Here is a 12508-nt window from a genome sequence, read left to right as displayed (position 1 = left end):
CGCGGCGGCCCCCTGCATCCGGTGGCCGCACACCTCGCACCAGTCGTCGGCCACCGAAGGGTGGCCGTTCGGGCAGGTCGGCATGTCGGTCGATTCCCCCTCTGGCGTCACTTCTTGACACGAACGGTCTTGGTGGACCGGGTCTCGAGGGTCATTTCCGCCTCCTCCGACACCCTGGTCTTCAGCCGCACAGTACCGTTCGCGGCATCGACCACGTCCACCACCTTGGCCAGCAGTTTCGCGGTGTCCTCGTGACCGGAGCGGCTGGCGAGCTGGACCGCCCGGCCGAGCCGGGCCGTCGCCCCGCCGATGTCCCCCGCCTTGCGCAGCTCCAGCCCCTGCTGGATGGCCTGGGCGAGCTCGGCCTGGCCGGTGTAGTGGGCCACCTGCGGGTTGATGGCGGTGGAGGCGACCAGGTCGTCCGTCCACACCGCGCGCACCAGGCCCTGGGCGAGGACCTGCGCGGAGCCGTCGGCCCCCGGCCGTACGAGCGAGGCCCGGGCGGCGAGCATCTCCTGCCCCACCCGGGCCTCGGGCACCTTGACGCACACGTGGTAGTCGCGGGACTCGTCCCCCCAGGCGCCCGTGGGGTAGTCGCCGGTCCGCGGCCCGGCCTCCTGCCGCCGCTGCGTCAGCTCCTCCACGGTCGGCGCGACCTGCTTGACGAACATCACCTCGGCGCCCTGCGGGATCCACAGCCGCAGTGCGACGTCGCCGACCTCCTTGCCCATCACCGACTCCATCATCCGCGTGAAGTCGGCGGCCAGGCCGGCCGGATCGGCGACGATGTCGGCACTGCCCAGCAGGGCGGAGGCTATGCCCGTGACCTCCTTGACCTCCCAGTCCGTGCCCACGCCGCGGGCGTCGCAGGTGAAGCGGCCCGCGCAGGCGTCCAGCGAGGCGCGCAGCGCCTCCGGTTCCTCGTGCTCGTTGCGGCCGTCGGTCAGCAGGATGCCGTGGCGTATCGCCGCGTCGGAGGAGGACAGCAGCCGGTCGGCCAGCCGCAGCCAGGTGCCGATCGCCGTGCCGCCGCCCGCGCTCAGCTTGCGCAGCGCCTCCTTGGCCTGGCCGCGGGTGGTGGCGTCGGCCACCGCGAGCCTGCCGCCCGCCGGATAGACCTCGCGCGCCTGGTGGGTGCCGGCGACGACGGCGAAGGCGACGCCGTCGCGCAGGGCGTCGATCGCGGCGGCGGTGGCCTCGCGGGCGCTGCGCATCTTGGCCGGCGGGTAGTCCATCGAGCCGGAGCAGTCCACCATCAGGACCACCGCCGCCTGCTGCCCGCCGCCGGAGGCCGGTTCCCCCGCCCCGCCCTGGCCGGCATCGGCGGTGACCGTGACGATCGCATTGACCTCGCGGCCGCCTTCGGGAAGGTTGACGTTCTGGTACACCTCGACCGAGAAGCGCGGCATGCTCGCCTTGCCGAAGCTGGCCATTTCATCCGCTCCTTCGTACGTCTGCACGTGGGTGGTGCACGGGCGTGCGGCGGGGCGGACAGCCGCGCGGTGCGGCGAGGCCGGCACCGGCGTGTGGATCCCCCCGTGAACGCTTGGCCGTCAGGCCGATCCTGCCCCTTCCGGCCGGGCCGGGAACGGCAGTACCGCCACTGTTACGTTGTCGTGGCCCCCGCCGTCCAGGGCGTGCGCCAGCAGATGGCGTGCGCACTCCAGCGGCCGGCTGCGGGCGTCGGCCGGCACGACCGCGGCCATCTCCTCGGCCGACTCGGCGTAGTTCCACAGCCCGTCGGTGCACACGATCACCACGCCCGGCCGGTCCGGGTGGTACGAGGCGGTGTGCGGCACCACCTCGTACGCATCGGCGCCCAGCCAGCCGGTGATGGCGTGGGCGCGCTCGTCGGCGTACGCCTCGGCCTCGCTCATCAGCCCGGCGGCGACCATCTGGGCGGCCCAGGAGTCGTCCTCGGTGAGCCGGGCCGGCTCGGTGGAGCGGTCGTCGGGCACCCAGTAGACGCGGCTGTCGCCGACCCAGCCGACGGTCAGCAGGTCGCCGGTGACCACGGCGCTGACCACGGTGCAGGCCGGGGCGTTGCCCTGGCGGTACGGGTCGTGCTCGCGCGCCTCGCCCGCCGGGGCGGCGGCCAGGTCGGTGACCGCCTCCGCGGCGTGCACGATCGCGGTGTGCGTGGCCTCCCGGGGTGCCGCGCCCCGCTCCAGCTCCGCCACCAGGACGTCGTGCGCGGCCCGTACGGCGGCCGCCGACGCCTCGTCGGGCCGCGCCGCGGAGGACACGCCGTCACTGACGACGGCGACGACGGCCGGCCGGCCGCCGGCCGGCTGCGGGGTGGACACGGCGTAGGCGTCCTCGTTGCGGTGGTGGCGCAGGCCGCGGTCGCTGACCGCCGCGACGCCTGCCGACTCGTGCTCCATGTGATCCCGTTCGCGCGGTTGTGCATGCCCGCAGTGTTCGCAGTACCCGTCGTTGTCGATCATGCCCGACCGGCAGGCGGCGCACGGCCTGCCGGGGCTCGTGCCGCGCCCCGGCTGCGCCGGTACGGCGCCGCCGCCCGGGGCCTCGTGGCATTCGGCCGCCTCCCGCGCCGCGGGCGTGTCGGGTCGCCACCGGCCGGTGCCGTGCCCGCCGGCGGGCACGGGCGGCACCGCCGCCAGGGCGGCACCGCAGCCTCCGCAGAAGTTGTCGGAGGGCTCCAGCGGTTCGTGGCAGACGGGACACACCGTCAGCTGTGGGGGCAGTTGCGACATCGATCACACCCATGTCCTGGGGCGGTAACGGTTGGCCCGCTCCACCAGTTCGATCCGTTCCTCGCCGCGCTGGGCCAGGCGGGCGAGCACGCGGTACGAGCGCTCCAGCCCGAACCGCAGGCCCCGCTCGTCGAGCGGGCTGCCCAGCAGAGCATCGCCGGCCTGCGCGGACGCCTCGCCCTGCCGGCCCGAGAGCACCCAGTCCAAGGCGGTGCCCAGCACCTCCGCCGACAGCCGCTCGCGGCGCACGGCGTCCAGCCCGAAGCCTGCGAGCCGCTCCACCTGGGCGGCCGCCGACCGCAGGTCCTCCAGCAGCTCCTCGTGGGCCGCGCGCCGCCGCAGCCGGGCCCGCACCGCGGCCACCCGGGCCGCGGTGTAGTGGATGGACGCCTCCGGGACCGACTCCAGCGCGCCCACCGCGCCCGGGCGGTCGCCGTCGGCCAGCCGCACCCGGGCCAGCGCGAAGGCGGCGCCCACGAAGCCCGGGTCGGTCGCCCACACCAGCCGGTAGTACTCGGCGGCGTTGTCCAGCTGCCCGAGCACCTCCGCGCACAGACCGAGCGCCAGCTTCGGCGCCGGTTCCCCGGGGAACGCGTCGTAGACGGCGTCGAAGGACAGGGCGGCGGTGGCGTGGTCGCCGGTGACCAGCGCGAGCACACCGCGGTGCCACACGGTGCGCCAGTCCTCGGGCCGCGCCGCCTCCAGCGCCGCGACGGCCTGGGACGCGGGCCCGTCCTCGCCGAGCTCCAGCAGCGCCCGCACCCGGCACAGCCGCAGCTCGTGCGAGTCGGTGGGGGCCGCCTTCAGCGCGGCGTACAGCTCGGCGGGCCGGGAGGCCAGCAGCCCCGCGAGGAAACCCGCGTTGGGGTCGGCGGCGTCGACCAGCGGCATCGGCAGGGCGAGCGCGGCGGCCCGGACGTCGAGCTGCGCGAGAGCCGTGCCGGGGGCGGGGGCCGCCGGGGCCGGTACGAGGGCTGCGGTGGCCGGGCGGCGGAAGAAGCCGGTGCGCGGGCGGACGCCCAGGGCCGAGACGTCCCCGGCGACGTCCGGGAAGAGGGAGGTGTCCACCACCCGCGGCTCCGGCCCGAACAGCGTGGAGACCGCCGGGCGCGGCGTGCCCGTCTGCAGGGCCACGATCTCGCGCAGCACCCCCGTCAGTTGCTCGGCCATCTCCGCCGCCGAGGCGAAGCGCCGGGCCGGGTCCGGGTCGGTGGCCCGTACCAGCAGCCGGTAGAAGGACTCGTAGCGCTGGAAGACCTCGATGTTGTCCGGCGCGGGCAGGCTGGTGGCGAAGACGTTGGTGTAGCCCTGGAAGTCGAAGGTCAGCACGGCGAGCGTGCGGGCCACCGTGTACAGGTCGGAGGCCACGGTCGGGCCCACCTCGGCGACCTCGGGGGCCTGGTAGCCGATGGTGCCGTAGATGGGACCGTCGTGGTCGTCCATCCGCCGCACCGCGCCCATGTCGATGAGCTTGAGCTGGTCCTGCTGCTGGATGGCGTTGTCGACCTTGAAGTCGCAGTAGAGCAGGTTCCGGCTGTGCAGGTGGCCCAGTGCCTCCAGCGCCTCGATGCCGTACGCGCACGCCTGCTCGACCGGCAGCGGGTCGCGGCGGCCGTCGGGGCGGCGGCGCTCGTTGGCGAGCTCCTTGAGCGACTTGCCGCCGACGTACTCCATGACGATGTAGCCGTCGAGGCTGCCCGTGCGCTGGTCGAGGTGCTCGACGAAGTTGTAGATGCGCACGATGTTGGAGTGCTCGATCTCGGCGAGGAAGCGCCGCTCGGAGACGGCGGCGGCCAGCGCGTCCTCGTCGCCGGTGTCCAGCAGGCCCTTGAGCACCACCCAGCGGTCGGCGACGGCACGGTCGACGGCCAGGTAGATCCAGCCCAGGCCGCCGTGCGCGAGGCAGCCCGCCACCTCGTACTGGCCGTGCACCACGTCGCCCGGACGGAGCTTGGGCACGAAGGAGTAGGGGTGGCCGCACTTGGTGCAGAAGCCCTCCGTGCGCCCGGGGCGCCCCTCCCGCGAACGCCCCACCGGCGCCCCGCAGTCGCTGCGGCTGCAGAATCGCTTGCGCTCGGGCACCTCCGGATTGCTCAGCACGGCCGCCCGTGGATCGGGCCGCGGCACGCCGGGCATGGTCACCAGGCCGGCGCCGAGCCGGTTGCGGCCGGAGGAGGAGGCGGCCGAGCGCCGGCTGCGCACCGAGACCGAATGGGCCGCGGTCGGCGTGCTCTGCGAGCCCTCCTGCAGCGAGCGCGACAGACGCCCGGAGACCGACCGGCGCGAGGAGGAGGAACGCGCCGACGACGAACGCACCGACGACGAATGCGCGGACGTCGAACCGGAGGACGACCCGGAGGAGGCGGCGGAGGACGACCCGGCGGAGGACGACGAGGAGGACCCCCCGCGCCCCCGGGTCACCCCCGTCGGCGGCGAGGACAGGGCCCCGCCCGGCGCCACGACTGGTGCCAGCCCGCAGGTGTCGCAGTACAGCTCGCCGGCGCCCACGTCCTCGTACGCGCCCGGGCAGCCGGGCCGCTGGCAGCCGGTACCGGTCATCGCTCCCCCTTGTGGTCCGTCGTCCCCGTGACCGCCGGCCGGGCGGGCGGGGCCACGGCCTCCGCGACGGCCTGCTGGTAGCGCAGCACGGCCGCCTCGGCGGTGACCAGGTCGCACGGCGCGCTCCACAGCACGCGCCGCGCCGCGTCGTACCGCTCCAGGACGAACGCGTCCTCCGCCAGGCCCAGGCGGGCGGCCTTGGCCTTGTAGGCGTCCAGGCGCCCGCGCAGTTCGGCCCGCACGGCCAGCGGCGCGGTGACCGCGGTGAGCTGTTCGCGGGCGCGCAGCAGCTCCTCCTCGGCCTGCAGCTCCAGGCCCTCCAGCACCGGCGAGAGCAGGTGCCAGGCGGCGTTGCGGCGGTGTTCGGACGCCGCGGACAGCTGCTCGTACAGCACGGTCGGCGGGCCGGAGACGACGGGCACCTCGTACGCGGCGATCTTCGACAGCACCTCGGTGCGGGCGCTGCGGGCCTCGCCGAGCGTGCGGTCGACGCGCGAGATCACGTCCCGCACGCGCATCAGCCGGCGCTCGGCGTCGTCGCGCACGTCCAGGACGGCCTCGACCTCGCGCCGCACGTCCTCCAGGGCGCGGGCGCAGCGGTCGTAGCGGGAGGCGTCCAGGCGGCCGCCGCCGGGGCCGGTGCCCGGCGGGGCGCCGGTCCAGAAGGCCAGCGGGTCCTCCAGCACCTGCGCGCGCAGGGCGGTGAGCTCGGCGGCGATGCCGTCGAGCTCGTCGCCCGCCGGGTGGGCGCCGGGCCGCACGCCCACCGACTCGGCGAGCGCGCGCACCCGCCGCAGGTCGGCGGCGAGCAGGTCGATGCGGGTGGGCAGCGCGGACCACACGGCGTCGGCGGCGACGACCACCTCCAGGGCCTCGCCGTACCAGGCGTTCATCCGCTCGGCCAGCTCCCGCAGGCTCAGCCGCTCGCTGAGCCGGGGCGGCGGGATCAGCCCCGCGGCGGTGGCCGCCGGGGGCACGCCGGGCAGGGTGATGGCGGTGCCGCGCAGCAGGTCGGCGATCCGGGCCAGTTCGCCCTGGGTGGGCCAGCGGCGCCGGGCCCGCAGCTCACGGGCGGCCTCCAGGGCGTCGGTGAAGGCGTCGAAGTACACCCACAGCTGGGTGATCAGCGCTTCCGTGGCCGCCCAGCGGGCCTCGGTGGTGCCGCTCAGCCGCGCTCCTTCCAGCAGCCTGCGGCCCGCGTGGTCCTGCAGGGCGAGCAGCGAGGACTCGACCGCCTCGTGCTCCTCGCCGAGGCGTGCCAGTTCGCGGTCCGCCTCCTCGCGGCTGAGAGCCGGCCCGGTGGGCCCCGCGAGCGCCATCGATCTCCTCTCCTCCGGTGTCTGCCGGTGTCAGTCCTTGTACGTCGGTTCCGGTGGTGCGGTGATGCCCTTCAGATCGGCCGCCAGCCACTTGCGGTAGGCCAGCATCCACGGGCTCGCCTCCCCGCCCCGGCGGTAGTCCTCCAGTACTGCGTTGACCCGGCGTACCAGGTCTTCGTCCTTGAGGTTCATCGCCACGCCGTAGGACTCGGTGGTGAACGGTTTGCCGACCAGTCGCACGGACGGGTCCTGGGCCGCCTGCCCGGCGGCCAGCGCGTTGTCGGTGACCACCGCGTCGACCTGCCCCAGCTGCAACCGCACCAGGCAGTCGAGCTGGTTGGGCACCGTCGTCACGGTCGCGCCGTGCGACTGGTGGTGCAGCTCGCCCTCGCCCGTCGATCCCTTGGCCGTACAGACCTTCCTCCCCTTCAGCGAGTCGTCGAACCCGGTGACCGGCGAGCCCTTGGGGGCCAGCACCTGCTGCCCGGCCTCGAAGTAGGCCGTGGAGAAGGCCACTTGCCGGATCCGGTCGCAGTTGACGGTCATCGTGCGCGCGATGATGTCCACCTTGCCCTTTTGCAGGGCAGGTATGCGCTGGTTCGTGGGGATCGCCAGAAAGGTGACCTTGTCCGGGTCGCCCAGCAGGGCCTTGGCGACGGCACGGACGAGATCGATGTCGAAGCCCTCCAGCTCCCGGGTGGCCGGATCGCGGTAACCCCAGCGGTAGCTGTTCTGGTCGACCCCGGCCACCAGACGACCGCGCTCCTTGATGCGCCGCACGGCCGGCCCGTCGGCGGTCGAGGGCCGCAGGCTCGCCTCCGGCGCACTGCAGGCGGCCGGGGCCTGCACGCCCGGAGCGGCAACGGCGGCGGGCGTACGGGCCGTGGGCCCCGGCGCCGCCGGCTGCGGCAGCGCCGTGGCGGCCGCGGCCGCCGCCGCGCACACCGCCGTCGTCAGCAGGGCCCAGCCCCTGGCGGCGGGTCGTTCCCCCATCCCTCGCCCTCCCCTCCCCGCTCCCGCGCTCACCGGTACTCCGCGAGCCTGCGGCCGATGCCGAGCACGACACCCACCGCCCCCAGCACCGCCAGCACGGCCATGCCCGCCGCCAGCCCCGTCAGCGCGCCGCGGCCGTCGTCCGCCGCCCGCCGGAAGGCGTCCTCCTCGTGCGCCAGGGCCTGGCGCAACCCGGTGTCGACCCGGTCGAAGGCCGCGCCCGTGCTGTCCTTGTCGCCGATGACCAGCGGCAGCGCCCGCTCGTAGTAGCCGCCGTCGTCCGCGGCGCGCGCCTGCCCGTGACGCTGCTGCCACCGCGCGACCTCCCGGATCGCCCCGGCCACCGGGTCGCGGCCCGCGGCCCCGTCCGCCAGCGACTGCGCCCTGCCCAGCAGGCTCCCCCCGCGCGGCTCGCCACCGGTGGTGAGGTCGCCGCCGACCAGGGCGCGCATCCCCGCTCGATAGCTGGCCTCGTACGCGTCGTCCCCGGCCGCGGTGAGCACCGCGCCGCGCGCCACCAGCGTCAGGCTCTCGTCACCGCGGGCCTGCAGGGCGGCGATGCGGGCCTCTCCGAGCACCTGCATCGACCGCGCCCCGTGCTCGTAGGAGGCGGTCAGCTCGCTGCGGGCCACGGCGTGCCCCGCGACCAGCCACAGCAGGCCCACCCCCGCGGCGGCCGTGGCAGCCAGCAGACCGTGGTTGAAGACCCGGTGGGTACGCAGGTACTCGCGCCGCTGCGCCCAGCCGAGCGCACCCAGCGCGACGACCCCCGCGGCCAGGGCGGCCCACGGCCAGGCCGTGGCACCCGCGTAGTCGGACTCCAGCCGCCCCGTCTCCGACTCGTACAGCTCCCGTGCGGCGGGCAGCAGCTCCTCGCGCATCCGGTCGCTGGCGTACCGCAGGTAGGCACCGCCCAGCGGCAGGCCCTGCCGGCCCGCCGCACGGGCGGACTCCACCAGGCCGGTGTAGACCGGAAGTTGCGCATTGAGCCGGGTGATGCGGCTGCGCGCCGGATCGGCCGGATCCGTACTGGCCGCGGCCTTCACCAGCAACTCGGAGGCGACGGCGATGTCCTTGTCGTACCGCTGCCGGACCGCGGCCGGCTCCTGGCCGCCGGCCAGGAAACCACCCGCGGCGGTGGTGTCGGCGTCGGCCAGGGAACGGTAGATGTCCGCGGCATCCGCGCTCAGCGGCTGGCTGTGCCGCACGACGGCGTCCGCGGCGGACTGCCGGGCGGCCACCTGCCAGGCGGCCAGCGCGCCGAACGCGACCAGGAGGACGGCGAGGGCCGCACCGGCCAGCCGAAGTCTGCCCGGCTCGGTGGTGGCCGCCACGGCCGTTCTGAGCCGGTCCAGGGCCGGATGCGCTGGTGACACGTGACCTCCCCCTGGGTCGCGAGTGCCCGGCCAGCAGTATGGCCGCAGGGACCGGGGTGCACCATCCTCCACGCGCCGGGCGCGTGTTCGGTTCCCGCCGGGCGCTCCGCGGGGGCGGGGCGGTGTCGGTCTGCGGTTGCCGCCGGGTGGGTGCGATACGGCGGCTCGTCTGCGGGCACGTGGTGGCTTGTCGCGCAGTTCCCCGCGCCCCTACGGGGCGCCCCGTCAGGGGCGGGGGACCGCGCGCCTGCAGGCTGGGTGCGGTGCTTCGCCCGGGCCTGGGGGTGGTGCGTCGGCTGCGGGCCGTCGGTGGCCGATCGCGCAGTTCCCCGCGCCCCTACGGGGCGCCCCGTCAGGGGCGCGGGGAACTGCGCGACAAGCCACGACGCGTCCGCAGACGGGGGGCCGTGGCGCGCCCACGCGGCGGCAGCCGCCCCGCCGTGGGCGGCCTACGCGTAGTGGGTCCGCAGGCGGGCGTACGCGGGCGACGGTGCGCGCGCCCGGTCGAGTGCCAGCAGCGCCGCCCCCAGCACCGGCGGTGCCGTCACGACCCGCGGCACCGCCCGCGGCGCCCGCCGCGCCAGCAGCCGCGTGATGCCCTCGTCCAACAGCGCATGGCGCGCCGTCAGCACCCCGCCGCCCAGGATCACCGGCACCGTCGTGGCGCACAGGTCCAGCCGCCGCAGCGCGGCCGTCGCCATCGCCACGACCTCCTCGGCTTGGCGCTCGACGAGCGCCCGCGCCACTGCGTCGCCGCCGGCCGCGACCGCGAAGAGCACCGGTGTGAGCTCGTGGCGGCGGGCGGGGTCGATGCGGCCCAGGTGCAGGTCCTCGATGAGTTCGGCCATGCCGGGCAGCCCGAAGTGGGCGGGCAGGGCGTCGGTCAGGGCGGTGGGGCCGCCGCGCCCGTCGGCGGCGCGGGCCGCCCACCACAGGGCTTCCTCGGCCAGGTGCAGGCCGCCTCCCCAGTCCCCGGAGATGCGGCCGATTGCGGCGAAGCGGGCCCGGCGGCCGCCGGGGGCGAGCCCGCAGCAGTTGATGCCGGCGCCGCAGACGACGGCGACGCCGGCCGGTTCGCCGTCGTCGGGCAGGCCGGCCCGCAGCAGGGCGAAGGTGTCGTTGGCCACGGCGACGGAGGGGGGTCCGCCCTGTCCGCCCGCGGGGCGTACGCGCCGTGCGAGCTCGGCGGCGAGCAGTTCCTCCTCCGCCGGGAAGTCGGCGTTGGCGAGGCAGGCGGAGACGTGCCCGATGCGCAGGGGGCCGGGCCGTCCGGCGGCCCGGGCGGTGGCGAGCGCGGCGGTGACGGCCGCCTGCAGGATGTCGACGGCGCGTTCGACGCCGACGGTCTGCGGCTGGAAGCCGCCGCCGCGGGCGCTGCCCAGGACGGTGCCGTCCGTGGTGACGACGGCCGCGTCCGTCTTGCTGTTGCCGGCGTCGACCGCGACGATCACGCCCACGCCAGGTGCTCCCGGTTGTGGGCGAGGAGGGCGTCGGTCAGCCGTTCCGCCTGCGCGTACTGGCCGATGAGCGGGTGGGCGAGCAGTGCTTCGAAGACGCGCCCCCGGCCGCCCTTGAGCGCTGCTTCGAGCGCCAGGTGCTCGTACGCCGTCACGGCCGCCACCAACCCGGCGTACAGCGGCTCCAGGGGGCGTACGGGCAGTGGGTGGGCGCCCTCGGCGTCCACGGCCGCCGGGACCTCGATCACCGCGTCGTCGGGCAGGAAGGGCAGCGTGCCCCGGTTGAGGGTGTTGACCACCTGGACGTCGCCGGTGTCCCGCAGCAGCGAGGCGGTGAGGGCGACGGCGGCCTCCGAGTAGAACGCCCCGCCGCGGGTGGCGAGCAGCTCCGGCTTCTCGTCCAGGGCGGGATCGGCGTACATCGCGAGCAGTCGGCGTTCCGTCTCGGCGACCTGCGAGGCCCGGGAGGGCCCGCCGCGCAGCTCCTGCACCACCTCGTCGTGCCGGTAGAAGTAGCGCAGGTAGTACGAGGGGACCACGCCGAGGCGGTCCAGCAGGGCGCGTGGCAGGCGCAGGTCGGCGGCGATCGTCTCGCCGTGCTCGGCGAGCAGCTGGGGCAGCACGTCCCGGCCGCCGATGCGGACGGCCCGCTCCCAGGTGAGGTGGTTCAGGCCCACGTGTTCCAGTGTCACGTCCTCGGGGGCCACGCCCAGCAGTCCGGCGAACTTCCGCTGGAAGCCGATGGCGACGTTGCACAGCCCCACCGCGCGGTGCCCGGCGGCGAGCAGGGCGCGGGTGACGATGCCGACGGGGTTGGTGAAGTCGACGATCCATGCCCGTGGGTTGCGCCGGCGGATCCGCTCGGCGATGTCGAGCACCACCGGCACCGTGCGCAGCGCCTTGGCGAGCCCGCCCGCGCCGGTGGTCTCCTGCCCGACGCAGCCGCACTCCAGCGGCCAGGTCTCGTCCTGTTCGCGGGCCGCTTGCCCGCCCACCCGCAGCTGCAGCAGGACGGCGTCGGCGCCGTCGGTGCCTGCCTGAAGGTCGCTCGTCCAGCTCACGCGCCCGGGGTGGCCCTGCCGGGCGAGGATGCGCCGGGCCAGGCCGCCGACGCGTTCGAGCCGGTCGGTGTCGGGGTCCACCAGGACCAGCTCGTCCACGGGCAGTGTCGCGTGCAGGCGCGCGAAGCCGTCGGCGAGTTCGGGGGTGTACGTGGAGCCGCCCCCCACTACTGCAAGCTTCAACCCTTGACTCCTGTCAGTGTGATGCCTTCGACGAAGGCTTTCTGGGCGAAGAAGAAGACGATGACGACGGGGGCCGTCACCAGGGCGGTGGCGGCCATGGTGAGGTTCCAGTCGACGCCGTGGGCGCTCTTGAAGGACTCCAGGCCGTAGCTGAGCGTCCAGGCGCCGGGGTTCTGGGCGGCGTAGATCTGCGGTCCGAAGTAGTCGTTCCAGCAGAAGAAGAACTGGAACAGGGCGACGGCCGCGATGCCCGGGCGGGCCATCGGCACCACGACGCGCAGCAGCGTGCGCACCTCGCCGCAGCCGTCGACCTTCGCCGCGTCGAGGTACTCGGTGGGAATGGTGAGCAGGAACTGGCGCAGCAGGAAGATGGAGTACGCGTCCCCGAACGCCAGCGGGACGATCAGCGGCCACAGGGTCCCCGACAGGTGCAGTTGCTGCGCCCACACCAGGTACATGGGCACCACGACCACCTGGGGCGGCAGCATCATGGTGGCGATCACCAGCAGCAGTGCCGGCCGCCGTCCCCGGAAGCGGAACTTCGCGAGTGCGTAGGCGACCGGGACGGAGGAGCACACGGTCAGCAGGGTGCCGAGCCCGGCGTACAGCAGCGAGTTGCGCCACCAGGTCAGGAAGCCGGGGGTGCGGAAGACCTCGGCGTAGTTCGACCACTGCCACTGGTGGGGCCACAGCTCGCCGCTGAGCGCCTGTTCGTCGCTCATCACCGCCGTCAGCAGCACGAAGACGAAGGGCAGCGTGAAGAACAGCGCGGCGGCGACGGCCGTGGTGTGCACGGCTATCCAGTGCAGCACGGCCCGGGGTTCTTTGGCGGTCGTCACGGCC

At 75.1% G+C, this 12508-nt stretch carries 9 protein-coding genes; all 9 read right to left on the bottom strand.

Going from position 1 to position 12508, the window contains the following annotated elements:
* Nucleotides 1-107 precede the first annotated feature (107 nt).
* The 9 genes from AC27L3_RS11425 to AC27L3_RS11385 all read right to left on the bottom strand — a co-directional run bounded on the left by AC27L3_RS11425 (nt 108) and on the right by AC27L3_RS11385 (nt 12504).
* Complete coding sequence (locus AC27L3_RS11425) at nt 108-1433, bottom strand: vWA domain-containing protein (protein WP_487233870.1); 1326 nt, start codon at nt 1431-1433, stop codon at nt 108-110.
* Between the two features lie 120 nt (nt 1434-1553).
* Nucleotides 1554-2717: a protein phosphatase 2C domain-containing protein gene (locus AC27L3_RS11420; protein ID WP_487233869.1), complete on the bottom strand. Its 1164-nt coding sequence runs from the start codon at nt 2715-2717 to the stop codon at nt 1554-1556.
* 3 nt (nt 2718-2720) lie between these two features.
* Entirely contained in the window at nt 2721-5276 is a 2556-nt protein-coding gene (locus AC27L3_RS11415) for a serine/threonine-protein kinase (RefSeq protein WP_487233868.1), read from the bottom strand.
* Nucleotides 5273-6595, bottom strand: coding sequence for a hypothetical protein (locus AC27L3_RS11410; RefSeq protein WP_487233867.1), 1323 nt, complete (start codon nt 6593-6595; stop codon nt 5273-5275). Before AC27L3_RS11410 ends, AC27L3_RS11415 begins: the two co-directional genes overlap by 4 nt.
* 30 nt (nt 6596-6625) lie before the next feature.
* On the bottom strand, nt 6626-7588 hold the full coding sequence (locus AC27L3_RS11405; RefSeq protein ID WP_487233866.1) for a glutamate ABC transporter substrate-binding protein: 963 nt from the start codon (nt 7586-7588) through the stop codon (nt 6626-6628).
* A 29-nt stretch (nt 7589-7617) separates the two neighbouring features.
* The gene (locus tag AC27L3_RS11400) at nt 7618-8964 is read right to left on the bottom strand and encodes a hypothetical protein (RefSeq protein WP_487233865.1); all 1347 of its coding nucleotides are present in this window, start codon (nt 8962-8964) and stop codon (nt 7618-7620) included.
* A 449-nt stretch (nt 8965-9413) separates the two neighbouring features.
* A complete protein-coding gene (locus tag AC27L3_RS11395; protein WP_487233864.1) occupies nt 9414-10421 on the bottom strand; it encodes an N-acetylglucosamine kinase in 1008 nt (335 codons plus the stop codon).
* Nucleotides 10412-11665, bottom strand: a complete 1254-nt coding sequence (locus AC27L3_RS11390; RefSeq protein WP_487233863.1) for a 6-phospho-beta-glucosidase — start codon at nt 11663-11665, stop codon at nt 10412-10414. Before AC27L3_RS11390 ends, AC27L3_RS11395 begins: the two co-directional genes overlap by 10 nt.
* Complete coding sequence (locus tag AC27L3_RS11385; RefSeq protein WP_487233862.1) at nt 11662-12504, bottom strand: carbohydrate ABC transporter permease; 843 nt, start codon at nt 12502-12504, stop codon at nt 11662-11664. Before AC27L3_RS11385 ends, AC27L3_RS11390 begins: the two co-directional genes overlap by 4 nt.
* Nucleotides 12505-12508: the final 4 nt, after the last annotated feature.

It is taken from the genome of Streptomyces sp. PKA51, from assembly GCF_057552455.1.
This window is presented reverse-complemented; position numbering and strand designations above follow the sequence as displayed.

Coding starts and splice junctions, on each gene's coding strand:
- AC27L3_RS11425 (WP_487233870.1), bottom strand. CDS start 1,433: ATGGCCAGCTTCGGCAAGGCGAGCATGCCGCGCTTCTCGGTCGAGGTG.
- AC27L3_RS11415 (WP_487233868.1), bottom strand. CDS start 5,276: ATGACCGGTACCGGCTGCCAGCGGCCCGGCTGCCCGGGCGCGTACGAG.
- AC27L3_RS11410 (WP_487233867.1), bottom strand. CDS start 6,595: ATGGCGCTCGCGGGGCCCACCGGGCCGGCTCTCAGCCGCGAGGAGGCG.
- AC27L3_RS11420 (WP_487233869.1), bottom strand. CDS start 2,717: ATGTCGCAACTGCCCCCACAGCTGACGGTGTGTCCCGTCTGCCACGAA.
- AC27L3_RS11405 (WP_487233866.1), bottom strand. CDS start 7,588: ATGGGGGAACGACCCGCCGCCAGGGGCTGGGCCCTGCTGACGACGGCG.